General features: G+C 66.9%; 30 protein-coding genes. 23 read left to right on the forward strand and 7 right to left on the reverse strand.

Features of this window, described 5'->3' with window-relative positions; translation table 11 throughout:
• Positions 1-5: 5 nt before the first annotated feature.
• From AC1RL8_RS05150 to AC1RL8_RS05160, 3 genes are all read left to right on the forward strand, one after another.
• Positions 6-644 carry an FMN-binding negative transcriptional regulator gene (locus AC1RL8_RS05150; RefSeq protein ID WP_492684085.1) on the forward strand — a complete coding sequence of 213 codons (639 nt, stop codon included), beginning with the start codon at positions 6-8 and terminating at the stop codon, positions 642-644.
• Positions 645-667: 23 nt separating this feature from the next.
• Positions 668-2,389, forward strand: coding sequence for a hypothetical protein (locus AC1RL8_RS05155; protein WP_492684086.1), 1,722 nt, complete (start codon positions 668-670; stop codon positions 2,387-2,389).
• Positions 2,390-2,649: 260 nt separating this feature from the next.
• Complete coding sequence (locus tag AC1RL8_RS05160) at positions 2,650-4,008, forward strand: NHL repeat-containing protein (protein WP_492684087.1); 1,359 nt, start codon at positions 2,650-2,652, stop codon at positions 4,006-4,008.
• A 111-nt stretch (positions 4,009-4,119) separates the two neighbouring features.
• Here the strand turns inward: AC1RL8_RS05160 and ilvB are convergent, their stop codons facing one another.
• Positions 4,120-5,907 carry a biosynthetic-type acetolactate synthase large subunit gene (gene ilvB, locus AC1RL8_RS05165; protein ID WP_492684088.1) on the reverse strand — a complete coding sequence of 596 codons (1,788 nt, stop codon included), beginning with the start codon at positions 5,905-5,907 and terminating at the stop codon, positions 4,120-4,122.
• Positions 5,908-5,972: 65 nt separating this feature from the next.
• Here ilvB and AC1RL8_RS05170 point away from each other — a divergent pair, with 65 nt between their 5' ends.
• The 17 genes from AC1RL8_RS05170 (at position 5,973) to AC1RL8_RS05250 (ending at position 19,375) form a co-directional block, all read left to right on the forward strand.
• Positions 5,973-6,467, forward strand: a complete 495-nt coding sequence (locus AC1RL8_RS05170; protein WP_174250212.1) for an Lrp/AsnC family transcriptional regulator — start codon at positions 5,973-5,975, stop codon at positions 6,465-6,467.
• Positions 6,468-6,550: 83 nt separating this feature from the next.
• The gene (locus AC1RL8_RS05175; protein WP_492684089.1) at positions 6,551-7,078 is read left to right on the forward strand and encodes a P-loop nucleotide/nucleoside kinase family protein; all 528 of its coding nucleotides are present in this window, start codon (positions 6,551-6,553) and stop codon (positions 7,076-7,078) included.
• A 4-nt stretch (positions 7,079-7,082) separates the two neighbouring features.
• The gene (locus AC1RL8_RS05180) at positions 7,083-7,406 is read left to right on the forward strand and encodes a hypothetical protein (RefSeq protein ID WP_492684090.1); all 324 of its coding nucleotides are present in this window, start codon (positions 7,083-7,085) and stop codon (positions 7,404-7,406) included.
• A 20-nt stretch (positions 7,407-7,426) separates the two neighbouring features.
• Positions 7,427-7,876 carry a GNAT family N-acetyltransferase gene (locus tag AC1RL8_RS05185; RefSeq protein ID WP_492684091.1) on the forward strand — a complete coding sequence of 150 codons (450 nt, stop codon included), beginning with the start codon at positions 7,427-7,429 and terminating at the stop codon, positions 7,874-7,876.
• A 66-nt stretch (positions 7,877-7,942) separates the two neighbouring features.
• Positions 7,943-8,452, forward strand: a complete 510-nt coding sequence (locus tag AC1RL8_RS05190) for a GNAT family N-acetyltransferase (protein WP_492684856.1) — start codon at positions 7,943-7,945, stop codon at positions 8,450-8,452.
• 66 nt (positions 8,453-8,518) lie between these two features.
• Positions 8,519-8,767, forward strand: coding sequence for a DUF1272 domain-containing protein (locus AC1RL8_RS05195; protein WP_390343294.1), 249 nt, complete (start codon positions 8,519-8,521; stop codon positions 8,765-8,767).
• Between the two features lie 367 nt (positions 8,768-9,134).
• Positions 9,135-10,001 (forward strand): tetratricopeptide repeat protein, encoded by an 867-nt coding sequence (locus tag AC1RL8_RS05200; protein WP_492684092.1) that lies wholly within the window; start codon positions 9,135-9,137, stop codon positions 9,999-10,001.
• Positions 9,998-10,402 (forward strand): hypothetical protein, encoded by a 405-nt coding sequence (locus AC1RL8_RS05205; protein WP_492684093.1) that lies wholly within the window; start codon positions 9,998-10,000, stop codon positions 10,400-10,402. Before AC1RL8_RS05200 ends, AC1RL8_RS05205 begins: the two co-directional genes overlap by 4 nt.
• A 20-nt stretch (positions 10,403-10,422) precedes the next feature.
• On the forward strand, positions 10,423-11,073 hold the full coding sequence (locus AC1RL8_RS05210) for a hypothetical protein (protein ID WP_492684094.1): 651 nt from the start codon (positions 10,423-10,425) through the stop codon (positions 11,071-11,073).
• An 87-nt stretch (positions 11,074-11,160) separates the two neighbouring features.
• A complete protein-coding gene (locus AC1RL8_RS05215; RefSeq protein WP_492684095.1) occupies positions 11,161-11,577 on the forward strand; it encodes a VOC family protein in 417 nt (138 codons plus the stop codon).
• 55 nt (positions 11,578-11,632) lie between these two features.
• Positions 11,633-11,842: a DUF4287 domain-containing protein gene (locus AC1RL8_RS05220; protein ID WP_070061083.1), complete on the forward strand. Its 210-nt coding sequence runs from the start codon at positions 11,633-11,635 to the stop codon at positions 11,840-11,842.
• A 19-nt stretch (positions 11,843-11,861) separates the two neighbouring features.
• Positions 11,862-12,461: a hypothetical protein gene (locus AC1RL8_RS05225; RefSeq protein ID WP_492684096.1), complete on the forward strand. Its 600-nt coding sequence runs from the start codon at positions 11,862-11,864 to the stop codon at positions 12,459-12,461.
• 57 nt (positions 12,462-12,518) lie between these two features.
• The gene (locus AC1RL8_RS05230) at positions 12,519-12,890 is read left to right on the forward strand and encodes a VOC family protein (RefSeq protein WP_492684097.1); all 372 of its coding nucleotides are present in this window, start codon (positions 12,519-12,521) and stop codon (positions 12,888-12,890) included.
• A 73-nt stretch (positions 12,891-12,963) separates the two neighbouring features.
• The gene (locus tag AC1RL8_RS05235; RefSeq protein ID WP_070061085.1) at positions 12,964-13,488 is read left to right on the forward strand and encodes a sigma-70 family RNA polymerase sigma factor; all 525 of its coding nucleotides are present in this window, start codon (positions 12,964-12,966) and stop codon (positions 13,486-13,488) included.
• Complete coding sequence (locus AC1RL8_RS05240; protein ID WP_492684098.1) at positions 13,485-14,480, forward strand: FecR domain-containing protein; 996 nt, start codon at positions 13,485-13,487, stop codon at positions 14,478-14,480. The genes AC1RL8_RS05235 and AC1RL8_RS05240 overlap by 4 nt, the downstream gene beginning before the upstream one ends.
• 130 nt (positions 14,481-14,610) lie before the next feature.
• Positions 14,611-17,118 carry a TonB-dependent siderophore receptor gene (locus AC1RL8_RS05245; protein ID WP_492684099.1) on the forward strand — a complete coding sequence of 836 codons (2,508 nt, stop codon included), beginning with the start codon at positions 14,611-14,613 and terminating at the stop codon, positions 17,116-17,118.
• A 145-nt stretch (positions 17,119-17,263) separates the two neighbouring features.
• Positions 17,264-19,375 carry a hypothetical protein gene (locus AC1RL8_RS05250; RefSeq protein ID WP_447787658.1) on the forward strand — a complete coding sequence of 704 codons (2,112 nt, stop codon included), beginning with the start codon at positions 17,264-17,266 and terminating at the stop codon, positions 19,373-19,375.
• Between the two features lie 31 nt (positions 19,376-19,406).
• On the opposite strand, the gene AC1RL8_RS05255 is transcribed toward AC1RL8_RS05250, so the two are convergent.
• The 3 genes from AC1RL8_RS05255 to AC1RL8_RS05265 form a co-directional block, all read right to left on the reverse strand.
• Positions 19,407-19,838, reverse strand: a complete 432-nt coding sequence (locus AC1RL8_RS05255; protein ID WP_447745094.1) for a VOC family protein — start codon at positions 19,836-19,838, stop codon at positions 19,407-19,409.
• Between the two features lie 80 nt (positions 19,839-19,918).
• Positions 19,919-21,400 (reverse strand): ankyrin repeat domain-containing protein, encoded by a 1,482-nt coding sequence (locus AC1RL8_RS05260; protein WP_492684100.1) that lies wholly within the window; start codon positions 21,398-21,400, stop codon positions 19,919-19,921.
• Between the two features lie 59 nt (positions 21,401-21,459).
• Complete coding sequence (locus AC1RL8_RS05265) at positions 21,460-21,969, reverse strand: hypothetical protein (RefSeq protein WP_492684101.1); 510 nt, start codon at positions 21,967-21,969, stop codon at positions 21,460-21,462.
• 123 nt (positions 21,970-22,092) lie between these two features.
• On the opposite strand from AC1RL8_RS05265, the gene AC1RL8_RS05270 reads away from it, so the two are divergent.
• Both AC1RL8_RS05270 and AC1RL8_RS05275 read left to right on the forward strand, forming a co-directional pair.
• Positions 22,093-22,794 (forward strand): phytanoyl-CoA dioxygenase family protein, encoded by a 702-nt coding sequence (locus AC1RL8_RS05270; RefSeq protein ID WP_492684102.1) that lies wholly within the window; start codon positions 22,093-22,095, stop codon positions 22,792-22,794.
• Positions 22,795-22,946: 152 nt separating this feature from the next.
• Positions 22,947-23,333: a VOC family protein gene (locus AC1RL8_RS05275; RefSeq protein WP_492684103.1), complete on the forward strand. Its 387-nt coding sequence runs from the start codon at positions 22,947-22,949 to the stop codon at positions 23,331-23,333.
• Positions 23,334-23,351: 18 nt separating this feature from the next.
• On the opposite strand, the gene AC1RL8_RS05280 is transcribed toward AC1RL8_RS05275, so the two are convergent.
• The gene (locus AC1RL8_RS05280) at positions 23,352-24,068 is read right to left on the reverse strand and encodes a winged helix-turn-helix transcriptional regulator (protein ID WP_492684104.1); all 717 of its coding nucleotides are present in this window, start codon (positions 24,066-24,068) and stop codon (positions 23,352-23,354) included.
• Positions 24,069-24,171: 103 nt separating this feature from the next.
• Between AC1RL8_RS05280 and AC1RL8_RS05285 the strand changes: the two genes are divergently transcribed.
• Positions 24,172-25,593 carry an FAD-binding oxidoreductase gene (locus AC1RL8_RS05285; protein ID WP_492684105.1) on the forward strand — a complete coding sequence of 474 codons (1,422 nt, stop codon included), beginning with the start codon at positions 24,172-24,174 and terminating at the stop codon, positions 25,591-25,593.
• Positions 25,594-25,656: 63 nt separating this feature from the next.
• On the opposite strand, the gene AC1RL8_RS05290 is transcribed toward AC1RL8_RS05285, so the two are convergent.
• Entirely contained in the window at positions 25,657-26,052 is a 396-nt protein-coding gene (locus AC1RL8_RS05290; protein WP_260684859.1) for a hypothetical protein, read from the reverse strand.
• Between the two features lie 49 nt (positions 26,053-26,101).
• Positions 26,102-26,995 carry a LysR family transcriptional regulator gene (locus AC1RL8_RS05295; RefSeq protein WP_492684106.1) on the reverse strand — a complete coding sequence of 298 codons (894 nt, stop codon included), beginning with the start codon at positions 26,993-26,995 and terminating at the stop codon, positions 26,102-26,104.
• Position 26,996: the final 1 nt, after the last annotated feature.

Consider the following 26,996-nt stretch of genomic DNA (forward strand, 5'->3'; position numbering starts at 1 on the left):
TCGCCATGTACACGCCCAAGCCGTACATCGAGGACGACCTCGCGACGCTGCACGCCGGCATCCGCGCGTGGAGCTTCGGCACGCTCATCACCGTGGGATCGTCGGGCGCCAGCGCCACGCACCTGCCCTTTCTGCTCGACACGCAGGACGACGGCCCCGGCCTGCTCACCACGCACCTGTCGAAGAAGAACCCGCAGTTCGACGAACTGCGCGCGGGCGCCGAAGTGCTCGCCATCTTCCAGGGCCCGCATGCCTTCGTCACGCCCAGCTGGTACGTGAAGCAGAGCACCTTCCCGACGTGGAACTACACCGCGATCCACGCGCGCGGCACGCCCCGCGTGATCGAGGAACGCACGGCCATCCATGCCGTGCTGCGCCGCACCGTCGCGCTGTACGACACGCCGCTGGGCGGCAACTGGGACTTCGACGCCATGCCCTTCGACTTCGTGGCGCCGCGCCTGGACATGATCGCGGCGGTCGAGATTCCCGTGCGCGTGCTCGAAGGCAAGTTCAAGCTCAACCAGGACCGCTCGGAAGAGGATCGCAAGGGCGTGATCGCCGCACTCGAGCGGCTGGGCGATCCCCAGGGCGTGGCCGTGGCCGGGCTCATGCGGCAGCAGATGGCGTTGACGGTGGCGGGCTGAATCGCGGCGGCACAATCGTCCGCGTGCCACGCCTACTTCACCTTCTGACCGCCGGCCTCGCGCTCGCATCCTCCTTCGCCCACGCAGCCGACCCGGTGCTGCTCGTCACCTCGCCCGTCGCGCTGCAGGCCGCCGAGAAAGCCGGCGCCGGTTTCGGCCGCTGGTTCGACGTGCCCTCTGCGGCCAGCGGCATCGCCACCAACCAGGCGCTCGCACGCTCACCCGCCTGGCAATCGATCGCCGACCCGCTGAAGACCAGCCTCGCCGCCCTGCAGCGCCGCGACCCGCAGGCCGGCGTCGGCATTGCGCGCTACCCGCACCGGATCTTCGACGCACGCTGGCTTGCCAGCCCCGACGCCTTCTTCGAACTGGTCGGCGTGGCCAACCGCATGGACCGCCGCCCCTTCCAGCCCGGTGCCTGCGGCGAGACGCGGCTCGTGTACCGGCTCGCCTACCGCTCGGCCGCGATGCAGTCGCGCCTGCCGATGACCGTCGCCGTCGAGCTGCGCGGCGATGCGCCCGATGCCGACGGCAGTTGCGCCAGCGCCGCACGCCGCTGGCAACCACCGCAAGCCTCGATGAAAGATGAGGCCCTCGGCCGCTGGCTCGTGTCGGCCGACGGCCCGCTCGCGCCGCCGCGGCTCGCGCAGGCCCGCATCGCGCAGGTGACGACCAACCTGCAGAGCGTGCGCTGGCCCTCGGCCGTGCGGCCCGACCTCGGCGGCCATGCCGAGTACCTGCTGCGCGCCTTCCGCTGGAACACGGGCACGCAGCGCTTCGACGCGGGCCCGCTCGAGAACACGCCCGATGTCGTGAAGCTCAAGGCCGATGCCCCGCTGCGCAAGGCGCTGCTGCAGTGGCTGCAACAGCCCGACACGCTGCGCGCGCTCGACAGCGCCACCGTGCGCATCCCCGATCGCTTCCTGGCGACCGAGTCGGTCTCGGTTGCGCCGCGCGGCCTCGAACGCCTGGCGAACCGCCCCTTCGAACAACTGTTCGCGCCCGGCGACTGGCAGCCCGTGCCCGGCAGCCGCACGCTGCAGTCACCGCAGGCCGTGCTGCGCCGGCTCGACGACCTGAGCTGCGCGGGCTGCCACCAGAGCCGCGCGGTCGCGGGCTTTCACCTGCTGGGCGTGGACCGGCGCGGCGCCTCGCGCACCTTCACGACCGGCAACGCGCTCGCGCTGCCGCATTCGCCGCACCTACAGGATGAACTGGCGCGGCGCGAACGCTTTGTGAAGGCCGCGCTGACGACGCCCGTGCCCGACCCGTTCCGCCCGCTGGCCTCGCCGGACGACGCGAACGCCGCGCCCGACAAAGCCACCGTCGGCGCCAGCTGCGAGCCCACGCGCATCACCGCCTCGGCCGACCCATGGCGCGACCGCGCACAGAAGCTGCCACGCACCGCCGCCACGACCTGCGAAGGCGCGGATTCGGTCTGCGAGAAAACCTCGGTCGGCTTTCCCGGCGGCATGTGCTCGGGCCGCTGCGATCCGAAAGACCCGAACGGCACCTGCGGCGGCATCGCCATCCTCAGCGACTTCAACCAGTGCCTGGCCGCCAAGCAACCCTTCGGCGATTGCCTGAGCAAGCACACGCGGCCCGGCAACCTGCGCAGCTGCTCGGCGCAACAGCCTTGCCGCGAGGACTACATCTGCGCGCAGGCCGAAGGCCAGCCCGAAGGACGCGGGGCGTGCATTCCGCCCTACTTCCTGTTCCAGATGCGGGTGGACGGGCATTCGTGAAGGGGGCTCCCGTAGGGCTCCCGAATGAATGACTCCCTCTCCCGCTTGCGGGAGAGGGTCGGGGTGAAGGTGAGCAGCGATGAAGGCCGCGCGACGTTGTCAGGTCCCCCAGATGAGAGGGCCGACCGCGAAAAATACCAAGTTCTGGGGATATCGACAGACACTCTTTTTAACAATGATTGACATTTAGAAACCCCCTGCACGCCCGTCGGCAGGGGGCTTCTTTTTGTTGAGTCATACAACCATAAAGAGGAGTCAAGATGCTTTTCAGTCAAGCAAGTTCGGTCGCGCGAATCGGCGCCGTGGCCGGTGCGGTCATGTTGGTGGCATCGTGCGGCGGGGGTGGAGGTGGCGGTACTTTTCTGCCGATGGTCGCACCGCCCCCTCCGGCGACAGTGCCGCCCGTCGTGAAGCATTCCATCGGCGGCACGGTCACCGGCCTTGAAGGCCGCCTGGTGCTGCAAAACAATGCCGGCGACGACCTCCAGCTGTCGGCCGATGGCAAGTTCACCTTTGCAACGACCCTGGTCGAGGGCTCGGACTACAAGGTCAGCATCCGTACGCAACCCCTGTGGCAGGTCTGTACCGTCACCAAGGACACCGGCAAGGCCTCGGCCGACGTGAGCGACGTGACGGTGGCCTGCTCGGCCGCCGCCGCCAAGGTCGAGACGTTCGCCGGCGACGGCACCCAGGGCGCCGTCAACGGCAAGGGTACGGCTGCATCGTTCTTGCTGCCTTCCGGCATCGCCTTCACAAAGGATGGTGGTCTGCTCATCGGCGACTGGGGAAACAGTTTCGTGCGCAAGATTTCGCCCGAGGCCGACGTCACTACGTTTGCCGGCGACGGCCCCAACCCGCCGTTCGCAGACCCCACCAACCTCACCGTGGATGCGAACGACACCGTCTTCATCGCGGACGCCCAAAGCCATCGAATCTTCAAGATCACGCCGACGGGCGATGTGACCACGGTGGCGGGCATCAATGGCACGAACACCACGACCGATGGCAACGGAACCGCCGCCACCTTCAACGCGCCCATCTCGGTGGCCGTGGATGCTGCCGGCAATCTGTACGTTCTGGAGTATGGCGGCGGCGTCGTTCGCAAGATCGACCCGGCCCTCAATGTCACCACACTTGCCGGCAGCAGCCCGCGGGGCTTTGCCGATGGCACGGGACCCGCCGCGAAATTCGGGCGCGGCTACAACATTGCCATCGATGCGTCAGGCAACCTCTACGTCGCCGACTCCGAGAACCATCGAATTCGCAAGATCACCCCCGCCGGGGTGGTCACGACACTTGCAGGGACGGGGACGCCCGGCGCCACCGATGGCCCCGGCAACTCCGCGACTTTCTCCAATCCCCGCGGCGTCACTGTCGACGCGGACGGCAATGTCTACGTGGCCGATTTCGGGAACAGCCTGTTGCGCAGGATCACACCGACAGGGGTGGTCTCCACGCTCGCCGGCCAAAAGGGTACGCCGGGTAGCCAAGACGGCATCGGCGATGCTGCCAGGTTCAATCAGCCGCAAGGGCTCACGATCAATGCAGCGGGCACGCTGTATGTCGCCGACACCTTCGGCCATTTGATCCGCAAGGTCACGCCGGTTCGGGCGCCCTGAGGCGCCCTGAGGCGCGCTGCGGCGACGTGCGCCGAGCGCGTCGCCGCGTCAGCCGCCGTCTGCGGCGGTGAGCGGCGATGGAGGCCGCGCGATGTTGTCAGGCCCCTGCCCTCACTCCCCCTCATACCACCTGTCCTTCGCCAGCATCACCCGGTGGTGCCCGCACCCCGACGGCATCATCGGGAAGCAGTTCTCCTGCGCGGCCACTTGCACGTCGAGAAAGAACGGCCCTTCGCTCTCCAGGCATTCGGCCAGCGCCTCTTCCAGCTCCGCCGGGTCCGACACCCGCCGCGCCCCCCAACCAAAAGCCTTCGCCAACGCCACGAAGTCGGGCAGCGCCTCGTTCCAGCTGTGGCTCAGTCGGTTGCCGTGATTCAGCTCCTGCCACTGGCGCACCATGCCCATGTAGCCGTTGTTGCTCAGCACCAGCTTCACCGCAGTGCCGTGCTGCATGGCAGTCGACAGCTCCTGGATGTTCATCAGCACCGAGGCGTCGCCGCTCACGCACACCGTGAGCGCGTCGGGGTGGCCGATCTGCGCGCCGATGGCCGCGGGCAGCCCGTAGCCCATGGTGCCGGCGCCGCCCGAGGTGAGCCAGTGGCGCGGCCTGTCGAAGCGCAGGTACTGCGCGGCCCACATCTGGTGCTGGCCCACATCGGTCGAGACGATCGCGTCGCGGCCCGCGATGGCCCGCTGCAGCGACGACATGAGTTGCTGCGGCAGGATCTCTTCGGTTGACGGCGTGAAGGCCAGGCAGTCTTCGGCGCGCCAGCGCTCGATGCGCGCCCACCACGGCGCCAGCCGCTCGGGCGCAAACGCTTCGGGCAGCAGGCCCAGCAGCGCTTCGACGATGGCACCGCAGTCGCCCACCATCGGCACGTCGACGTGCACCACCTTGTTGATGCTGCCGGGGTCGATGTCGATGTGGATCTTGCGGGCGTGCGGACAGAACTCGTCGAGCTTGCCCGTCACGCGGTCGTCGAAGCGCGCGCCCACGCACACCACCAGGTCGGCCTCGTGCATCGCGAGGTTGGCTTCGAGCATGCCGTGCATGCCCAGCATGCCGACGAACTTCGGGTCGGACGCGGGGAACGCGCCCAGCCCCATCAGCGTGAGCGTGCACGGCGCGTGCAGCCGGTGGACGAGTTGCGTGAAGGCCTCGCAGGCCGCCGGCCCCGAGTTGATGAGCCCGCCGCCGCCGTAGAGCACCGGCCGGCGCGCGGTCGAGATCAGGTCGGCGGCGCGCTGCAGCATCGCCCGCGGCGGCAGCGGCGCGCGGCCCGTGCGCAGCGCGCGCAGCGGGGCCGGCGCGGCGCCGTGCGTGAGGCGCATCAGCTGGATGTCCTTCGGCACGTCGAGCAGCACCGGGCCGGGGCGGCCGGTGGTGGCGATGTCGAGCGCGCGGCGCACCAGCGCGGGCACGTCGTCAGCGGCGCGCACCTGCCGGTTCCACTTGGTCACCGGGCGCGACATGCCCAGCGCATCGCTTTCCTGGAAAGCCTGCGTGCCGATCACCGCCGTCGACACCTGCCCGCTGATGCACAGCACCGGCACCGAATCGCTCATCGCGTCGAGCAGCCCCGTGATCGTGTTGCCCACGCCCGGCCCCGAGGTGACCAGCACCACGCCGACGCGGCCCGTGCTGCGCGCGTAGCCCTCGGCCGCATGCACCGCCGCCTGTTCGTGGCGCACCAGCACATGGCGCAGCCGGGGTTCGCCGTGCAGCGCGTCGTACAGCGGCAGCGCCGCGCCGCCGGGGTAGCCGAAGATCGTGTCGACGCCGCACTCGACCAGCGTGTCGAGCAGCGCTTCGGCGCCGTTGCGCACGCGGGGTGGGGTCTCGGGCATGGCCGGCGAGAGGGAGGGCGAGGATGTGGGGGGAAGGTCGAGCAGTCGCATGCCGTCAATTCTTCCGCTCTTGAGGCAGAATTTGCTTCTTTCTTTTGGCTGTTTAAGCTCGAAACATGAAAACCAATCGCCAAACATCGACAGACAACGAAGGATCTTTCGACAAGACCGATCTGGCGATCCTGCGGGTGCTGCTGCTCGACTCGCGCAAGACCCTGCAGGAGATCGGCAACGAGGTCGGCCTGTCGCCCACCAGCTGCTGGACGCGCATCAAGAAACTCGAGGCCTCGGGCGTCATCAAGCGCTACACCGTCGACGTCGACCCGGCCAAGCTGGGCTACCACGACTCGGTCATCGTGCAGGTCACCCTCGAGAGCCACACCGACGAAACCCTGTACGACTTCGGCCGCACCCTCGCCACCATTCCCGAGATCCAGGAGGCCTACCTCGTGTCGGGCGACTACGACTACTACATCCGCATCGCCGTGCGCGACACGCGCGACTACGAGCGGCTGCTGCGCGAGAAGCTCTACAAGATTCCCGGCATTCGCCACAGCAAGTCGCACTTCGTGCTGCGGGTGCTGAAGGAAGCGACGGTGCCGCTGATCTGACGAGGCGACGGGCCCGCATGAATGAATGGTGGGTACGATCGCCGACGCACGGCCCTTCGCAGACGCCATCCCCTTCCCCTTCCATGAGATCGACTTCGGAACATCGAGCCCTGATCGTCCTGAGCGGACTGCCAGGCACAGGCAAGACCACCATCGCGCGCGAACTCGTGGCGCGCGTCCCCTCGGTATACCTGCGCATCGACGCCATCGAGCATGCACTGAAAACCGCAAGCGGGCGCACTGACGACTTGGGCCCGGCGGGCTACGTCGTGGCCTACGCGCTGGCTCGGTCCAACCTTGCGCTCGGCATGTCCGTGGTTGCTGATTGCGTCAACCCGCTGCCGGTCACGCGTGAGGCGTGGCGGGCCGTGGCGGCGGAGACCTCGTCGCATCTGGTGGAGATCGAGGTCGTGTGCTCTGACGTCGTTGAGCATCGCAGGCGCGTGGAGAACCGGGAGGCCGACATTGCGGGCTTTGCGTTGCCGAGCTGGGAGGCTGTGCTTCGGCATGACTACGAGGCCTGGGGCACGAGCCGCCTGGTCATCGACTCGGCGCTGGTGAGTTCGAGCGAGGCGGCGGACCTGATCTGGCGGCGCGTGCGTGAGCGGTAAATCGATGCGCTCCCGTTTCATCGACGCCTTCCTGGGCGCCATCGTGCTCGGCCCCTGGGCCGCGATGTTTGCGTATCTGGGCCTTGCACCGTTGGCCGCCTACTGGCTCGACGGCACCAAGCATCGTACGGGCTCCAGTCGCGGCTCTTCCTATTGGTGGAGCTTCCCAGACGCCGTGGCCGCTCAGTACCCGATGCTCACGTGGCTGCTGGAACTCAAGAGCCATGTCGTTGTGTGGAGCTGCCTGGCTGGCATGGTGATCGGGCCGGTGGTTGCGTGGATCATGAGCAGCCGCCTGGACCGCATGCGTCGCAACACCCGGTGGTGAACCAGAATGAACGACCGCCCATGACCCCCACCTTGCGCGCCGCCCTCGACTCGGATTTCGAATTTGCGTTCGATGCCAAGCGACAGGCGCTGGGCCCCTACGTGGCACCGCGATGGGGATGGGACGACGATTTCCAGCGGAACCTGCACCGGAGCCGATGGGAGGAACGCCCGTGGTCGGTCATCCTCAAGGGCGGCACACCGGTCGGCACGATCGCCACATGGGAGGTCGACGGTCACCGCCGCATCGGTGAGTTCTACGTCTTGCCGGATTTCCAGCGCGCCGGCATCGGTTCAGCGGTGCTTCGCCAGCTTCTGGCCCAAGCGGACCACGACAAACAGGCAGTGCGGCTGGAGCATCTGAAGTGGAACCCAGTTGGCGCGCTGTACGGGCGCCACGGGTTCGTTCACGAGAGCGCCAACGACACGCATTGCTTTCTGGTTCGCCACCCGATTGGCTCACATCGATGAAGCAGGCCGAGAGGCAGCGTTCGGCCCACACATGACTCCTAACCCGAAGGTGATGACTTGATCTCGGTGCAACCAGCGAAACCCGATGAATGGAAGACCTATCGAGACCTGCGCCTGCGGGCCTTGCTCGACTCCCCGGACGCCTTCGGAAGCACGTACGAGGCGGAGGCCACGAGAACCGATGCGATGTGGTCCGCCCGCATTGCCGCGGCGACTTCGTCCGGGAAAGATCGCGTGCTTTTCGCGTTCAACCGCAACGACGCCTGCGGTCTCATCTGGTGCAAGTTGTCCAACGATGAGCCGGCTGTCGCCGACCTTTTCCAGATGTGGGTTGATCCTGCATCGCGAGGAATGGGAGCCGGTCGCGCTTTACTCGAAGCGGCGGTTTCCTGGGCTGCGCGCGCAGGGATGAAGCGCGTGGGCCTGGGTGTCACTGTCGCGGACACGCCCGCGATGCGCCTGTACACGGCGTGCGGCTTCCGGCCCGATGGTGCGTTGGAGCCGCTGCGGGAACACTCGCATCTGATGGTGCAGCCGATGAGCCTTGCACTCGGGCCCGTTGGCTCGACGGACTGAATTCCGCCATCGGCCGCCTTGCCTTCGTTTAAGCTCAACTGACAAAACGCTCTCTGAGGTTTCGCCATGCTCCAAATGCGCCCCGGGTGTGAATGCTGCGACCGAGACTTGCCGCCGGATTCGGCCGATGCCCGTATCTGTTCTTTCGAGTGCACGTTCTGCAGTGATTGCGCGAATCAACGCCTTGCGGGTACGTGCCCGAACTGCGGCGGAGAGTTGGTCCCTCGCCCATCGCGGCCAGCGGCCAAGCTTGAGAAGTTTCCGGGTTCGACAACGCGGGTGTTCAAGCCTGAGGGGTGCGCGGCGGCTTCGTGAAGGGCCGTCGTCAGGCATGTCCCGCTGACGATTCGATTGGTCACGGCCAGAGACGCACGCTCGCACCTGAATTCCAAAGCACATGCGCACTGACCACACGACTGACCACAACCGGCCTATGAAATGCCAGATTTGTGGGCGTTTGCTTGAACGAAAGGACGACCCTCTGTCAGTGGACTGCGGCGGCGACTGCTGGGGGTGCGTTGGCGAGGTCGAGGCCACCACGGGGTGGGAGCCGTCGCTGAAGAAGGTGCGAGATGAGTTTGCGCTAGGGCTTCGACCAGAATGGAGTGACCCTTCCATCGGCAACTGACGACCACAAGCAGACAGTCAAAGCCACGCCACAGTGGACCCCGATGCAGCCAACTTGAAGCAACCATCGTCCCTCAATTTCATGTTTCTTCCTCCGCAAGTTTCAGGGATAAGCGTTGACTGCGAATGGGGCTACAAAACGCCCTATCCGCCGTTGGGATTCCGCCCCTTTACAGAGGGAGCACTCGGCAACGGCGATTCATTTGGCCTCTACTGGCCCATCGGGTTGGAAGCACGCGAGCCGCTTGTGGTCGAGACATGGCACGATTCGTGGCAGATTCAGCCGACGTATTCATCGCTGTCCTCCTTTTTGGATGCATTCAAAGACGCGGAGGACGAATACCCCGAACCGCCCTCGCTTGAAGAGGATGCGCGTTCTCCACGCGCGCTTTTCTTCGAGGCAAAGCAGAGGGTTCAGTCGCAAGCTGTAGATGACGCCGTCGCGCTCTTGGAGCAGGCACTTGACGTGCTCCCTGAGTACACGGATGCGCTCTGCCTCCTGTGGGCACAGTACGTTCGGCAGGGCCGAATAGACGAAGCACGTGTCGTTGCGGTCAAGGCGATCATTGCACCGCCATCATTTGGCCAGCGTGCGACAAAGCAACTCAGATGGTTGCAAGAGCAAGACGATGCGCCGCAGCTAGCGGACGACCCCATCTGGCAAGCCCGCGCCGACCTCAAACTGTCTTACGGAGGCGCGAAGACAAACGGGGACTACGCCATCTACCGGACCGCCATTCAAGCCTACTTGAGTACGTCGCGATTCATCGAAGCGTGCACTCTCATGCAGACCTATGGTGAGCTGATGCATGCAGAAACCGTTTCTTTTCAGGAGCGCGAAGGCTTCGTGCGCCTCGACTACGTAACGGAACAAATCGCTGCGAGCGGTAAGTTGCCGAATGGGCCAAGAGCCGAACCATGAAATTTGAAGGTCAGAATTTCGCGGCCCTGACCACACCTTCCGACCGTGTGTTGGAAAGCAGGCTGCTCGCGCTTCGCAGCTACGGTCGGCATTCGTATGCCTCGCTGACCGACGATCAGGGCAACTATCTTCAAGTGGCCGGCGGCGGCGCCACCTGCATGGTTGAATGCTTCGACGCTTCATCCTCGACCATGGTGCGTGCATTCCATGACAAACCAAACCCGATATTTCCCGACGGCACCGTGCTCTCCTTCGGCGCTGGGGAACTGAGGCTGATGGCCGATGAATGGTTTCAGGCCCGCGCCGTCGTAGAAATCTTTCTCTGCTTCAAGCACTGTCGAAAGTATGCGGACAACGTCCACTGGCGTCCGGCACTCTCCCCAGGCGCCTTTGCAACTTGACCCGCGAACGACGCTCCCCAATGACAAGCTTCTCCAGCGCCCGAGACCTTCTCGAAGAAGTGGCTTCGCGATACCGCGCCATGGACTCCTATGCCGATTCGGGCTTCGTCCAAGAGCTGGATCGGCCGAAGTCTTCGCCGATGTCATTCGAGACAGCTTTTCGGCGCCCTGCAGACTTCAAATTTCGCTTCAGCAGCCCGCATCCCTACAGGCCGAAACGGCACTTGATCTCACGCTCTCAAGTTGGCTTGGATGCGGGAAAGCCGTACTACTGGAGCCAGGACTACAGCTCGCCCGCGGAACTGGAGCAAGAGGAATCGCTCCTCATGGCTGTTGCGGGCGCGACCGGCGTATCCAGGGGATCGGCCTTCACGATCTGGTCTCTCCTGTTCCGCGAAGAAGGTGATGACCTGTTTTCGACCCTCGCCCGGCCGCGCTTTCGCAAATTTGCATGCATCGATGGTGTGAGGTGTCATCGGGTGGCCGCCATACACCGGGGCTTTCGTCGAATCGATATCTATATCGGCGTCGATGACCTCTTGCTCAGGGGATGGGTGATGCGAACGGGTCGATTCCCGCAGGCAGAGATGCGCACGAATATCAAGGTAGGCGTCGAATTCGGCATCTCCTGTTTTTCGGCAGCGAATGCGGCCACCGCGTCTGCCAACTAGGTTTCGATCCTGATCCACCATGCGAGGTCGGGCATCATGCGCGGTGGCTCGGCGATTTACCATCGCTGATTTTTGCGATCGCACCCCATGCATCAATCACTCGGCCTGGTGTCCCTCGTGGTCCCCGACTACGACAAGGCACTCGAATTCTTCGTCGGCACACTCGGCTTCGAACTCGTCGAAGACACTCCCGTGCCTGCACAGGGAAAGCGCTGGGTCGTGGTCAGGCCGCAGGGCGGACAAGGGGCGTGCCTTCTCCTGGCGCAAGCGTCAACGCCAGAACAGCAACGCGCCATCGGCGACCAGGCCGGCGGCCGCGTGTTCCTGTTCCTGTACACGGACGACTTCTGGCGTGACTACGAAAAGTACAAGGCCGCAGGCGTCGAGTTCGTTCGCCCGCCGGAGGAGCAGCCGCACGGGGTCGTGGCTGTCTTCAAGGACCTGTGCGGGAACATGTGGGACCTGATCCAGCCCAATGCCAGCAACAGGAGCTGGCAGCTGTAAGAATGGCCTTGCTCCCTTTCACGAACCTCACTCTTCACCCGCGAAAGAACTGCCCATGACCGAGACCGCCAAGGTAAAAGGACCCGCCTCGTACTTCCCCTCCATCGAGAAGACCTACGGCCAGCCGATCGCGCATTGGATGGACATTCTTCAGGCTGCGGGCCCCCTCAAGCATATGGAGCTCGTGAGCCAGCTCAAGACCCAGCACCAGATGGGTCATGGGCATGCGAATGCCTTGGTTGCGGCGTTTCTTGCGAAGAAGTAATACCCGCCGCAGGCCAAGCATGCATACCTTCGGCTCATGGCGGCGCGGCTGGACGACGATGCGTTTTCTTTCATCGAGCAGTGCGCGTGCACCGGCCGCTCAAACACCGCGCGTCCTTGTCGCCTTAGCCGCTTCGCTCGCGCTTCTCACGGGGTGCGCCAATACCGCCAGTTTCAAGAAGCCCCAGGAAATCACCTGGATCGACGCCGCTCCCGATAAGTCCATTCTTTATCTGCTGAGGGCACCGCATGACAGCACCGAGGTTGTTGCTGCCATCAATGGCACTGCGGCGGCGAGGCTCCCGTCGGGCGCGTACACCGCCGTGGTGCTCTCGCCCGGCACCTATCGCCTCGCGACAATGGCCTCCAGCAGTCACGCCGCTGATATCGAACTCAGAACGGGTGAGCGCCGCTTCTTCTATATCTCTGGTGTTCTCGGGACAAGCCCCAAAGCGAATGCCGTCGCGAGCGCGCTTGGAGGTCCGATCGTCGCGCTTGCAATGTCTACCCGAGACCGAACCGATCCGGAAAGTCGTCGGTGGACCGAATGCACGGACCTGGACGCACGAGGTTTGGCATCGATTGCCACCTTCGTGGCACCATCACCCGAGGGCAAGTGAGCGTCTCGAACGGTCGCCATTCGGCAGTACGCGCCTCCCCCTTGGCCAGGAGAGCCCATGCAGCTTCACACCGCCCGCATCTTCGTCCAGGACCTCGCCCTCGCCGCCCGCTTCTACGAAGACATCCTCGGCCTGCCTCTGAAGGCCGACGGACGCGACCAGGGCTTTTGCGTGTTCGACGCAGGACCCATGAGCCTGGTGGTCGAGAGTGTCGAAGCAGATGCCCCGCCAGAAGACCTGGCCCTGGTAGGCCGCTTCACAGGCCTGTCTTTCGACGTGGAAGATATCCAGTCGAAGTACACAGAACTCTCGTCACTCGGCGTCGCCTTCAGCGGCCTCCCCGAGCCGCAGTCCTGGGGCGGCATCCTCGCCACATTGCGCGACCCCGCCGGCAACGAGCTTCAACTGGTGCAGCTGCCCCGAACGTAGCCATTGGTGCACAGTCGTCATACAATGAGAATAATTCTTATTTGGATGGCTTGGCCACCGCACTACGTCCGCCATGGCCGCCGATCCCGCTCTGCACCCGCACATCCACACCCTCTATAGCGAGCACCACGGGTGGCTGCAGGGCTGGTTGCGCAGGAAGCTCGGCAATGCCTTCGATGCGGCAGACCTCGCACAAGACACCTTCCTGCGCATCCTCACCGCGCCAGACCACACGCCCGAGAAGCAGTGCGACTGGCAATTGCGGGAGCCACGCGCCTACCTGACGGTCGTTGCCAAGCGGCTGCTGGCCAACCTGTACCGCCGGCGTTCGCTGGAACAGGCCTACCTCGAGGCCTTGAGCGCGTTGCCCGAACCGCTGGCGCCCTCGCCCGAGCAGCAGGCGATCATTCTCGAAACCCTGCAAGAGATCGACGCCATGCTCGACGGCCTGGCGCCGCCGGTGCGCCAGGCCTTCCTGATGGCACAGCTCGAAGGGCTGGGCTATGCGGAGATCGCCGCGAAGCTGGGCGTGAGCGAGCGCACGGTCAAGCGCTACATGGCCGAGGCCATGGCCCGCTGCATCCTGCTGGTCGCGTGACGGTGCAACGCACGATGGCGGTCGGGGTCGACAAGGCCGTCGCCCTGCAGGCGGCGCAATGGTTCGTCCTGCTGCAGTCGGGCGAGGCCACGGCGGCCGATCGCACGCAATGGGCGCGCTGGCGGGCGGCCGACCCCGCGCACGAAGCGGCCTGGCAGCGCGCCGAGCAGGTCAGCGGCAAGTTCGGCAGGCTGCCGGGCGCGCTGTCGATGCCGGTGCTGGGCCGAGCGGTGCGCAGCGACCGCCGCACAGCGGTCAAGGCGCTCGCCGTGCTGCTGACCGCAGCGCCTGCCGGTTGGCTGGCCTGGCGCGCATCGCCGGCACGCGAATGGCTGGCCGACCACCGCACCGCCACGGGCGAACGCCGCGAACTGCGCCTGGCCGACGGCACGCGCCTTCAGCTCAACACCGCAACGGCCATCGACGTGGCCTACGGCACGACGCAGCGCCTCGTGCGGCTGCATGCGGGCGAAATACTCATCGACACGGCGCCCGATGCCGTGCCCTCCTCCGACGCCTCCTACCGCCCCTTCATCGTCGAGACCGCGCAGGGGCGCCTGCGTGCGCTGGGCACGCGCTTCGTGGTCCGGCAGCACGAAGGCGATCGCAGCCATCTGACGGTGCTCGACGGCGCGGTCGAGGTTCGCCCCGACCACGCGCGCAGCCTGACGGCGGTGGTGCGTGCCGGCGAGCAGGCCATGTTTTCTTCGGCGGCCATCGGCGAGATCACGGCGGCAGACGCCGATGCCGACGATTGGTCGCGCGGTGTCCTGCGCGCCAGGAACATGCGGCTGCACGACTTCCTCGCCGAGCTGGGCCGCTACCGGCCCGGCGTGCTGCGCTGCGATCCGGCTGCGGCCGACCTGCGCGTGTCGGGCATGTTCCAGCTGCGCGACACCGGCCCGGTGCTCGACAGCCTGCCGCAGGCCTTGCCGGTGGACGTGCTCTTTCGCACGCGCTACTGGGTCACGGTGGTGGCGCCGGGCAGTTGAGGCATCGGGTGCCGGCGGCGATTTCGGCCGCTGCGATTTTTTCTGTCGCGGCCTGTCCCCTTTTCTTTCCTCGCGTGTGAAGCCTTGAGGAACAGCAACTTCACACCCCTTGCAGGAGAGAGAGAAATCCATGGCCCGTCGCCGACCGTCCCCCCTTGATTCCGACGCCGTCTCGTTGCGTGCGCTGTCGCTCGCCGTGCACGGCGCGTTGTTCGCCATGGCGTGCGCCGCCGCCGGGACGGTCGCCGCGCAGACGCCGGGCGTGCCCAACGCACCGGCCGCACAAGCCGAAGCACGCAAGGCCTACAACATCGCACCCGGCCCGCTCGACGAGGCCCTGTCGAGCTTCGCTGCCTCTGCCGGCGTGAGCATCACGATTCCGCCTGCCCTCGCGCAGGGCAAACGCTCGCCCGGCCTGCAGGGCCAGCACGCCGTGGACGAAGGCTTCGCGCGGCTGCTGGCCGGCTCGGGCCTCGAGGCGGCGGGTGGCGCGGGCGGCGCGTATGCGCTGCGCCGCTCGAGCATCGGCGGCCCTGCAGACACCGGCGCCGACGGCAGCACCACGCTCGCACCGGTCACAGTCACGGCCGAGGCCGAACGCAGCGCCACCACCGAAGGCACGCGCTCGTACACGGCGCGCGCGCTGACCCTCGGCAAGGGGGAGCAGGCGCTCAAGGACATTCCGCAATCGGTCAGCGTGATCACGCGCCAGCGCATGGACGACCAGGGCCTCGTCGACCTGCGCGACGCGGTCAACAACGTCACGGGCGTGGTGGGCGTCAAGGGCGTGGGGCCGGGCATGGTCCTCACGTCGCGCGGCTTCCAGATCGACGCCTGGCAGTACGACGGCGTGCCCGTGCCGCGCAACATGTACTCGCTGGGCAACTGGGCCACCGAAGACACGGTGTTCTTCGACCGCGTGGAGGTGCTGCGCGGCGCCTCGGGCCTGTTGCAAGGCACGGGCAGCCCGGGCGGCGCGATCAACCTCGTGCGCAAGCGCGGCCAGCCCGAGAAGACGCTCACGCTCACCGGCAAGGCGGGCTCGTGGGACCACTACGGCGCGCAGATCGACGCCGGCGGTCCGCTCAATGCCGAAGGCACGCTGCGCGGCCGCGTGGTGGTCGACGAAGACCGCAGCCACTCGTTCACCGACTACGTGTGGCGCAAGACGCGCTCGCTCTACGGCGCCATCGACTACGACATCTCGCCCGACACCACCGTCGGCTTCGGCGTGAGCCACTCGCACGCCAAGGGGCGTCCGATGCTGCGCGGTTTTCCGCGTTACCCGGACGGCACCGACATCGGCCTGCCGCGCTCCGTGTTCACGGGTGCCCTGTGGAACCACAGCGACATCGAGCAGACCACGGTGTATGTCGACGCCGAGCACCGCTTCAACGACAAGTGGAAGCTGAAGTTCTCCGCGCTCGGCATGAACGAGAAGAACAGCGCGCAGCACCAGCGCATGCACGGCGACGTGCAAGCCGACGGCAGCGGGCTGAACTTCGCCGACTGGGACACCCGCTTCGATTCGCGCAAGCTCGGCTTCGACGTCTACCTGCGCGGGCGCTTCGACGCGCTGTCGATGCAGCACGACCTGACCATCGGCGCCAACTATTCGAAGTTCGAGTCGACCGACCGGTATGCGCGCCGGTTCAGCGGCGGCGGCAACATCTTCGCCATCGACCACAACCGCCCGGCGCAGAACTACGACACCATCATGGCCGCCGGCGGCGGAAAGAGCCACACGCACTACGACGTGCGGCAAAAGGGCATCTACGGCAGCTGGCGGGCGCAACTGGCCGAGCCGCTCACGGCCATCGTCGGCGCGCGCCTGAGCTGGTACGACTACCTCTATTCGAGCCAGTCTGCGGGCTTCACGAGCACCGTCAGCACGTCGGGCGAAGTGACGCCCTATGTCGGTCTCGTGTTCGCGCTCAACAAGCAATGGTCGGCCTACGCGAGCTACACCGACGTGTTCGAGCCGCAGACCGAGCGCACCGTCTCGGGCGACGGGCTCAAGCCCATCATCGGCAGCAACTACGAGGTGGGCCTCAAGGGCGAGCTGATGGACGGCCGCCTGAACACCTCGCTGGCCGTGTTCCGCTACAACCACACCAACCGCGCCGTGACCGACCGCGATGGCGGCTTTGCGTGCGATGGCTGGTACTGCTCCAAGTCGTCGGGCAAGGTGCGCAGCCAGGGCTTCGAGGCCGAAGTCAGCGGCGAGGTCGCGCCGCGGCTGCAGCTCACGGCGGGCTACACCTACAACACCACCAAGTTCCTCGAAGACCCGGACAACAAGGGCAAGATCTTCAGCCAGTGGACGCCCAAGCACATGCTGCGCGTGTGGACCAACTACCAGCTACCGGGCGACTGGAGCCGGCTCAGCGTGGGCGGCGGCTTCAGCATCCAGCGCCACACGCTGGGCTACGACCGCACGTACAAGGTGCCCGGCTTCGCCGTGTGGAGCGCGCGCCTGGCCTACCAGCTGACGCCGGAGGTGGCGCTGGCCGTCAACATCAACAACATCTTCGACAAGCGCTACTACATCCCGGCCTACAGCGAGGCCAACGGGAACAACAACTACGGCGATCCGCGCAATGTGCTGTTCACGGTGAAGTACACGCCCAGGCTGTGAGCCGCGTGCCTCTTCGGGTCTACCAGTTTCTTGGGATTTCCAGCGCCCGCCTCGCTGCATAGCATCTCGTCACCAAACGAGACGAGGTGGGCGAGTGATTCAATCGAGGGGTCTGCAGCGCCTTGCTGCGAGGCATGCGGCATGGATGGCCGCGCTGGTGCTGGCGGCATGCGGGGGCGGAGGCAACGGCGGGGGTGGCGGCATCGGCTGGGTGCCTGTGGTGCCTGTGCAGCCCGATGCGCCAGCCGCGAGCTACCCCATCGGCGGCAGCGTCTCGGGATTGAACGGCACGCTGGTGCTGCGCAACAACGGCAAGGACGATCTCACCCTCGAGGCCGACGGCGCCTTCCGCTTCACCGAGCCGGTGACGGCCGGCAATCCCTACGCAGTGAGCATCGCCCGGCAACCGCAGGGGCAGACCTGCGCGGTGAGCGCGGGCCAGGGCACGGCCTCGGCCGCCGTCACCGACGTGCGCGTGATCTGCGCGGCCATCACGCACACGGTGGGCGGCACGCTCTCGGGCCTGGCGGGCGGAACACTGGTGCTGCGCAACAACGGTGCGGACCCGTTGAGCCTCACGGCCGATGGCCACTTCGCGTTCGCGCAGGTCGTGCCCGAAGGCGCGACGTACGACGTGACCGTGCACACGCAACCGGCCGGGCTGCTGTGCAAGCTCACCGGCGCCAGCGGCACGGTCAACGCGGCCGTCACCTCGGTGGTGGCCCAGTGCGCCGCCGACCCGTCGTTGCAGCCGCCGCCGATTCCCGCCGCGCCCAGCGTGGGCTATGCGCCCAAGTCGTTCCTGTTCAGCTGGCCGGCCGTCGCCAACGCCACCTACTACCGGCTGGGTGAAGACCCGGGCGCGACAGGCAGCTTCACGGTGGTGGCGGACAACCTCGGCAGCACCACCTACGCGCGGCAGGAACTGGCGCTGACCCAGCCACCGGCCGCATGGCGCCATGCGCTGCAGGCCTGCAATGCCAATGGCTGCAGCCCCTGGTCGCTGCCGGTCACGCCGGATGGCAACCGGGCGATCGGCTATTTCAAGTCGACGTCCACCGGCGCCCACGCCTTCGGCCGAGGCCTTGCCCTGTCCCCGGACGGCAGTGCCATGGCCGTGGGCGATGGGGCCACCCTGGAGCTGTTCACGCGCAGCGCGGGCCAGTGGCAGTGGGTGCAAACGCTGGGCTTCCAGGTGGGGAGCGTTCCCAACCCGGTCGTCTCGGACGACGGCACCTTGCTCGTGGGCATGCCTGGCCACGATGGGGCGTTTGGCGACCAGGGCCTGGTGAAGGTGTTCTCGAGAACCCCCTCGGGCTGGACGCAGGCCGACGAGTGGAACCCGCCAGCGCCGCGTTTCATAGGCAACTTCGGCGCGTTCCTCGGCATCTCGCGGGACGGCACGGTGGTCGTGGTCTCGGAGTACTTCAGCGCCAGGGGTGGAAGCTTTCACGTGTACCGCAAGACGGGCGGCACCTGGGCCCGGGAAGCCACCATCGAACCCGAGCATGCGCAGCCGGGTTCGCTGTTCGGCGTGCAAGCAAAGATCTCGGCCGATGGCAGCACGATCGTGGTGGGCGCGCAGTACGAGCCCAGCGGCTCGCTCACCGATGAAACCGACACCAGCGTGTCCAATGCCGGCGCGGCATTCGTCTATGGCTACGACACCGGCACGGGCACATGGACCAAGCGGGCCTACCTCAAGGCACCGGTGCCCACCCTCCACGATCTGTTCGGCGCCAGCACCGCCATCTCGGGCGATGGCAACACGGTGATCATCGGCACGCGCAATGCGTCGGTTGCGGGCGTGTCTCGCGCTGGCGTCGCCCATGTGTTCCGGCGCAACGCGGGCACCTACGCCCTCGCCCAGACGATCCCGGCGCCCCAGCTCACGCCGGACGCCATGTTCGGCGGGTTCGGCCTGGCGCTCACGCAGGACGGCACCGCCCTGGCGATCGCCGCGCGCGGTGATTCGAGCAGTGGAACGGGAGTCGATGCCGACACGACGCAAGGCGCGGCCCCCGGGTCCGGCGCGGTCCACGTGTATCGCCTGGCCGGCGCGCAGTTCGCCCATGCGAAGTATCTGAAGGCATCCAACACGGGAAGCGGCGATCTGTTCGGCGAGGCCATCGACATCACGGCAGACGGCCGGACGATCGCGGTGGGGGCGCGAGGAGAAAGCAGCGCCGCAACCGGCATCGGTGGCGATCAGGCGGACAACAGCGCCGTCAATCGGGGGGCGGTTTACCTCTACTAGCGATGGCTTCGGGACGACGTACCGGGAGCGATCAGAACCTGATCCGCACCGAAGCCGCACTGCGATCGGCCACGCCGTGAAACACAGCCTCGATGTTGTTGCCGTCCGGGTCCAGCACGAACGCCGCGTAGTAGCCCGGGTGGTAGGGGCGCTCACCTGGCGGGCCGTTGTCCCGCCCGCCGTGCGCCAACGCAGCCTTGTAGAACGCATCCACCATGGCCCGGTCTTGCGCCTGGAACGCGATGTGGTGGCGTCCGGTCAGCGCGCCCTGCACTTCCTCGCTGCCGGGCGCCGAGACGAAGAGTTCATCGGCCCAGAAGTTGTGTTCGTCGGAGCCGCCCATCGGGATGTTCAGCACCTCGAAGACGGCACTGTAGAAAGCCTTGCTGGCCGCCAGATCGCGAACGACCAGTCCGATGTGGTCGATCAGGCGGCCGCGATGCAGTTCTTTTTGTGTACTCATGAAGCGCTCCTGTCAGTGGAGATCGGAGTGGCGGAATCTACCAAAGCCAACCTCGGATATCGAGCGACAGGGTTTGCATCTCAGGGCCGACTCAGCTTCAGCAATTTCTTCCATGCGGCCAGCGACGCGCCATGCGATGGCGGGTGCGCCTGCAGCCATGTCTGCGCCGATGCGTGCGGCGGGTAGTGGCTGCGCAGCGCCGGATCGGCACCGGCCGCCACCAGCAACCGCGCGATCTCGATGTGGTCCCGCGCCACCGCGCGCATCAGGGCGTTGTCTGTCCAGAACCCCGCTGGCGGCAAGGCGCTTCCAGTGCCGGGCGCGGGTGCGAACGGCAACCGGCCGACAGGCTGCGTGGCCTGTGGCAACGTCGGCGAACCCGCCTGCGGCGCGAGCGAAGCGTTGTCGCAAGGAGGCGGCAGCACATGGACTAGGCGGGGCAGCCCCGACGAGGTCTGCGGCTGCGGCACCAGCTCGCTGCGCAGCGGCGCGGGGGTCTGGTGGTTCACGTCGACGCCCAGGGCCAGCAAGGCGCGCACGGCCTCCACGTTGCCGGCATCCACCGCCGACGCCAAGGGCGTCATGCGTCCGCAAGCGAGCGCCTCGAAGGCGCGGTAGGCGGCCAGGGCCTCCTGCGGCTTCTGCTGCAGGATCAGCAGATAGACCCGCGCCTCGGCCGGCGCCCCTGCTTCGAGGGACGGCCACCGCGGCGGGTCCATGGCCCGGTGCAACAGGCGGGCTGCCTGCAGATGCCCCTGCGTCGCCGCTGCGCGCATGGCGCGCTCGGTCTCCGGCAGGCCCCGCGCCAGCAGCAGGCGAACGATCCCCGCATCGCCACCCCTGGCCGCCGCATCGAGCGCGTTGTGCCCATCGGCATCGGTGCCCCGCACCGCATCCGGCGCCATGACCGCCAGGAGCTGCCGGACGCTTGCCAGGCTGCCCTTCTCCGCTGCCATCGCCAGGGCCGACACGCCCTGCGCATCGCGCACATCCGGCCGCGCGCCGGCGGCCAGCAGCAGCCGCACGCGCGCCGGGTCGTGCGCATGCTCGATCAGCGGCGGGTTCGAGCTCGCGGCGTTGGGGTCGGCGCCGGCGGCCAGCAGCGCCTGGATGACCCAGGTCGTGGGCGCGAAGAACAACGGAAGGCTGCCGTTGCGATCGGGCGTGTCGGGGTTCGCGCCCGCCTTCAGCAACAGCGCCAGGGTCTGGCGGAAGTCGATGGCGTGCGTGTCGCTGATGCCGCCGGAGCCCGCGAACTTGGCTGCGCGCAGCAGCGCCGTCTCGCCGTCGTTGGCGTTGCGGTAGTTCACATCGGCATGGCGACGCAGCAGGAACTTCACCATCTGCGCATTGCCTTGCTGTGCGGCCTTCATCAGTGGCGAGTCGCCCACATTGAAACCGTAGCCCTGCACATCGTTGGCATCAAAGCCCTGCGCAAGAAATGCCTCGACCTCGCCCAGGCGACCGCGCTCCACGGCATCGAAGAACGGGATCTGCGCTTGTGCGGACGTCGTGTCGCGAGCGGGTTCGACCTCGGCCGGATGCGCGGGCATGTGGAGCATGAGAGCTGATGCGAGGACGATGCACCAATGAAAGGATGGGTTTCGTGTGAACACTGCGGTCAGGCCTCGCTGGCCTGTCGATCGATGTCCGCCACGAGGCCTTGCAGCCACAGGCGGTGATCGCTGAAGGTGCTCAATCGCTCCTCGGCCTCTTCCCTCGCAGCCAGGTGCTGATCCAGATACCGGAACCCGACCCGCCGTGCGGCCTCATGCAGGACGCCCTCGGGCACATCGTTTTCATACAGCGCGTCGAAGCGGGTCACCCAGAAGCCTTGCTCGGTCAACGCGATCCGCTCGAACGCGCGAGGGTCTTCCACGCTGAACTCGACGAACTCCAGGCCACCCGGATGCGCGCGCAGGCCCGTCACCCGGCTGCCGCGATCCCACAGCGGAACCCATGGCGGCCCGTCGGGTGCGCGGGCGCCGTGGTACGCCAGGAACGCTGGCCCTAGGCAGACCGTGCGAAACACTTCCTGAAGGCACTCGCCCATCGCCAATTGCACCAAGGGCGCGGACGCCCCGAGCCGCTGCAGCGTCGCCATCCGCAAAGTCTCTGCAACCACGGTCATCCTGCGTCCTCCTTGATCTGCTTTCGGCCGATGTTAGCCATGCTCGCCCTGTGCAGCCGCTCTTGTATTCTTGCTTCCACGCCGCGCGACGTTCATTAGCGGACTGCGCGGCCGCTTCAAGCCATGACTCCCTCTCACACCGACTTCTTCACCGACAAAGGCTATGTGCGGTTGGAAGGCTTCCATCCGCAAAAGCAGATCGCGGGCCTGCGGCAGAAACTGCTCGACGAGATCAAACGCCTGAAAGCCTTGTCCGGTGGAAAGAGCCTGCCCAGCGCGCTGCACAAACTCCCCGTCTTCCAGCAGATCGGCAAGCTGTCGGCGCTCGTCAACGTGCCCGGCGTGCACGAAGCGCTGGTGACGCCGACGCTGATCGACTGCGTCACCCGCCTGGGCGGGCGCGCTCCAACCGCCATCCAGGACACGCAGCTGCTGCTGTCCCCGCCCCTTCAAGGCGCCTCGACCCTCACTGGTTTGACCTGGCATGTCGACCTCTCGACCCGACCGCAAGACCCGCTGCCGGGAATCCAGGCCTTCTTCCTGATCGACGACGTGGCACCCGGCGGCGGCGCGACGCTGGCGTTGGCCGGGTCGCATCGCGTCGGCACACCGGGGCGCGTTGCGGCCTCCGAGCTGCGGCAGCTTCTGAAGACGACCGGCGACCTGGCGCAAAGCCTTCACCCACTGGGCATCGGCCTCGTCGAGATGTCAGGACGCGCCGGTGACGTCTTCCTGATGGACCTGCGCCTCTTGCACACGCCCTCCGTCAACTCGACGAAGAACGTGCGGATGATGGCGACGACGCGCTGCTTCCTGAACACCTAAGGCGAGTTCGCGAAGGGCCTCGCATCACCAAACAGGTTACCCACCGCACTGGCATCGCACCCGCCGCAGGCGTAAGCTGACCACCGCCCGGCCAGCCAAGACCATGCCGCCAAGCGGCACCCGCTGCGCCGAACTGTGCGAAAGGACCCACCATGCTGTCCGAATCGTCTGTCACGACCATGCTTCCCGTGAAGGACATGGACCGCGCGCGTGCCTTCTACGAGGGCTGCCTGGGCTTGAAGGCGGGGGGCTTGCGGCCCGACGGCAAGTTCGTCTACACGGTGGGCGGCAGCACGCTGGCGCTGTTCCCCAAACCCGAGGGCACCAAGGCCGACCACACGGCGATCAGCTTCCAGGTGCCGGACATCGCCGCCAGCATCGACAAGCTCAAGTGCGCCGGCGTGGTGTTCGAGGACTACGACTTTCCCGACCTGAAGACGGTCGACCATGTCTGCGTGCTCGGCTCGGAAAAGGCGGCCTGGTTCAAGGACACGGAAGGCAACTTTCTGTGCATCCACGAGGACCTTGCACCGGCGTAGCCGGCTCGCCGTGAGCAGCTACGGCGCCAGAGATTGGCCGTCCGGCAACTTCCGTCCCGCGGCGCGCCGTGTCGAGGCGAACACGCTGGTGCCCAGCCACCGCCACAGGTCTTGCGCGTCGCACCTCGCCCCATCGACACGGATCTCGCGCGACTGAAGCGCCTGCGCAGGCGTGCGATCGCCCGTCCACACTTCGGTCAAGGCGCGCACGGAGGCATCCACCACGAGCGTCAGCTCGCGCCCCGGGTCCTCGCGGCACAGATCGGCCACGCCGTCCTCCACCACGAGCCACCACGTGCGCTCGCGCGTCCGTGCGTCGCGCAGCTGGAAGTGGATGATCACAGGCCGGGGCGGGAACTCCTGGATGCACGCGAACCGGCGCATGTCCCACATGAGCAGGCCCGCATCCAGTTCGTCGTCGCGCAGGCGGCTGCCGATCCACTGCGCACCCCAATGGCCCAGCGCCATGACGATGGGTCGAAGTTCCTCGCCGGCCTCGGTGAGGCTGTATTCCCACACCTTGCCGACGGTGTTGCGGCGCACGACACCGAATTCCTCGAGGCGATGAAGCCGCTGCGCCAGCAGGCTGGTGGACATTCGCGGCACGCCGCGATGCAGGTCGTTGAAGCGCTTGCTGCCGCACAGCAACTCGCGCACGACCAGCGGCGTCCATCGCTCGCACAACACCTCGGCCCCCCTGGCGACGGTGCAGAACTGACCGTAGGTGTTTTCCATCGCCTCGTCTCCAGAGCGGCAACGCTTCAGATTCTGGACTTGTTCGGGCGCATGGTCACGCGCAAGCTGCCTCCGACTTCATCACTCATCACGGAGACGACTCATGACGACTCAACTCACACGCATGGACGGCGGGACCGTGGACCTTTCGCCGGAGATCCTGCAGTCGTTCAAGGCCACGTTCAAAGGCCAGGTGCTGACCGCGGAGGACCCGGCCTACGAGGAGTCGCGCAAGGTCTGGAACGCGATGATCGATCGCCGCCCGGGCCTGGTGGCGCGCTGCACCGGCACGGTCGATGTCGTGCAGGCCGTCCGGTTCGCGCGCCAGCACGGGCTTCTGAGTTCCGTGCGCGGCGGCGGCCACAACATCGCAGGGCTCGCGGTCTGCGAGGGCGGCCTCATGATCGACATGTCACTGCTCAGAGGTGTCTGGGTCGATCCAGCGCGTCGCACGGCGCGCGCGCAGGCGGGCTGCACGCTGGGCGACGTCGACCGCGAGACACAGCTGCACGGGCTCGCCGCCGTGCTCGGCTTTGTGTCTGCCACCGGGATTGCAGGCCTCACCGTCGGCGGCGGATTCGGCTACCTCACGCGTCGCCACGGCTGGACCTGCGACAACGTGGTCTCGATGGAGGTCGTGACGGCCGGCGGCGAGGTCCTGCGTGCGTCTGCGGACGAGAACGAGGACCTGTTCTGGGCACTGCGTGGTGGCAGCGGCAACTTCGGCATCGTCACCTCCTTCGAGTACCGGCTCTTTCCCGTCGGCCCCGAAATCCTGGGCGGTGCGATCGCATGGAGCGGCGACGACGCCCGGCAGGTTCTCGACGCCTACCGTGCGTTCAGCGCAGAGGCCCCGCGCGAACTGACCAGCGTGGCGGTTCTGCGGATCGCGCCGCCGGCCCCCTGGCTCCCGAAGGAAGTGCACGGCAAGCCGATCGTGGCCATCTTCGTCTGCTACACCGGCAAGGTCGAAGAGGGAGAGGCATTGATCGCACCGCTGCGCAGGCTTGGCCAGCCGGTGGCCGACATCGTGACGCGCCGGCCCTACACGCAGATGCAGAGCCTGCTCGATGCCACGCAGCCCAAGGGACGGCGCTACTACTGGAAGTCGCACTACCTGCCAGGCATCGATCAGCGGACCATCGACCTCGCCGTGACGCATGCGGGCCGGATTCAGTCGCCCTATTCGGCCATCCTCCTGTTCCAGATACAGGGTGCGCTGGGCGAGCTGCCTGCCGGGCATTCGCCGGCGGGCAACCGGGACGCGGCCTATGTGCTGAACATCGCGGGCTCCTGGGAGCAGCCGGGGGACGACGACATCCACATCCAGTGGGCGAGGGACTGCTTCGAAGCGACGCGCGCCTGCTCGACAGGCGGGGCCTACATCAACTTCCTGACGGAGGAAGAGGGTCAGGACCGCATCGAAGCCGCGTACGGCCGGTCCAACTTGGACAAACTCGCGGCGCTCAAGCGCAGGTACGACCCCGAGAACTTCTTCCGTCACACAAAGAGCGTCTCCGGCTGAATCGATCGTCGGCGACTTGTTGGCGGCCCTTCACAGCTGCATCCGGCGCGGGCACCCGGTGACCTAGTCCCACGCAGGAAGCTGCAGCAAGGCATCGGTGGGACGGTCCAGGATGTCGACGCCGGCGAAAGCGGTCCCGCCCGGCAAGAGCCGGGCGTCGCAAATGACTTCCCAGCCGTGGTTTTCAGTGCGCCGGGCCAGGCACACCTCCTCGCCGGCCGCAAGGAGCTTGACGCATTCGCCGACACTGACGCGCTGTGCCGTGCCAAGGGCGAATTCCGTCGAACCGAACTCCTTCTCCACGACCGGGTGAATGGCGACGAGGTCCACCTTTCCGTCCTTGAAGTGAACCGCGGTAATTGCGTGCTGGGCCATCTTCGACCTCCATTCGTGCAGAGAGAGCCCCGACAGGCCCACGCTTCGACTGTACGCCCGCAGCGGCAAGCTCTGCGTCGTCATGGCGGAAAGCCGATGCCGGCGAAGGGGCTGGCGGGCTCGCCAGCCGGCGCTACAAGCTGCGGGCGATCTGCTCGCGCAGCCACCGATGCCCCGGGTCGCGATGCCGCCGCTCGTGCCACAGCATCGCCATCTCGTAGCCCGGCACCTCCAGCGGCGCCTCCACCACGCGCAGCCCCGGCGCGCCGCGCGCCAGGCGCTCGGGCAGCATGGCGACCATGTCGGTGCTGGCGAGCACGGACATCATGAAAAGGAAGTGCGGCACCGACAGCGCCACGCGCCGCGTGAGGCCCTGCGCCGCCAGCGCCTCGTCGGTGGGGCCGGCAAAGCCACCGCCGCTGAGCGACACCACCACATGCTCCAGCGCGCAGAACTGCGCGAGCGTGGGACGGCGCTTCAGGCGCGGGTGCCCTACCCGCCCGGCCAGCACGTAGCGCTCGTGGAACAGCACGCGCCGGTGCAGACCGGGCGGCGCGCCCACGCTGGTGTGGAAGAACAGGTCGATCTCCGCCTGCTCGAGCTGGCGCGCCATGCGCGTCGGCACGGCCTCGACCACGGCCAGCCGGGTGTGGGGCGCGGCCACGCGCAGGCCGGCCAGCGCAGGCAGCAGGATGGCCGACTCGGCGTAGTCGGCCGCGGCCACGCGCCAGGTGGTGGTCGCCTTGGCCGGGTCGAAGGGCTGGCTGGGCGCCACCGCGCGGCCCAGCGATGCGAGGGCTTCGCGCAGCGGCTCGCGCAGTTCGTCGGCGCGCGCGGTGGGCCGCATGCCGCGCTGCGCGGGCACGAGCAGCGGGTCGTCGAAGAGCTCGCGCAGCTTGGCCAGCTGCACGCTCACCGAGGGCTGCGAGAGGTTCAGGCGCTCGGCCGCGCGGGTCACGTTGCGCTCGGCCAGCAAGGTGTCGAGCGTGACCAGCAGGTTGAGGTCGATGCGGCTGAAATTGTTCATG

This window comes from Variovorax sp. GW822-FHT04E09, assembly GCF_058800845.1.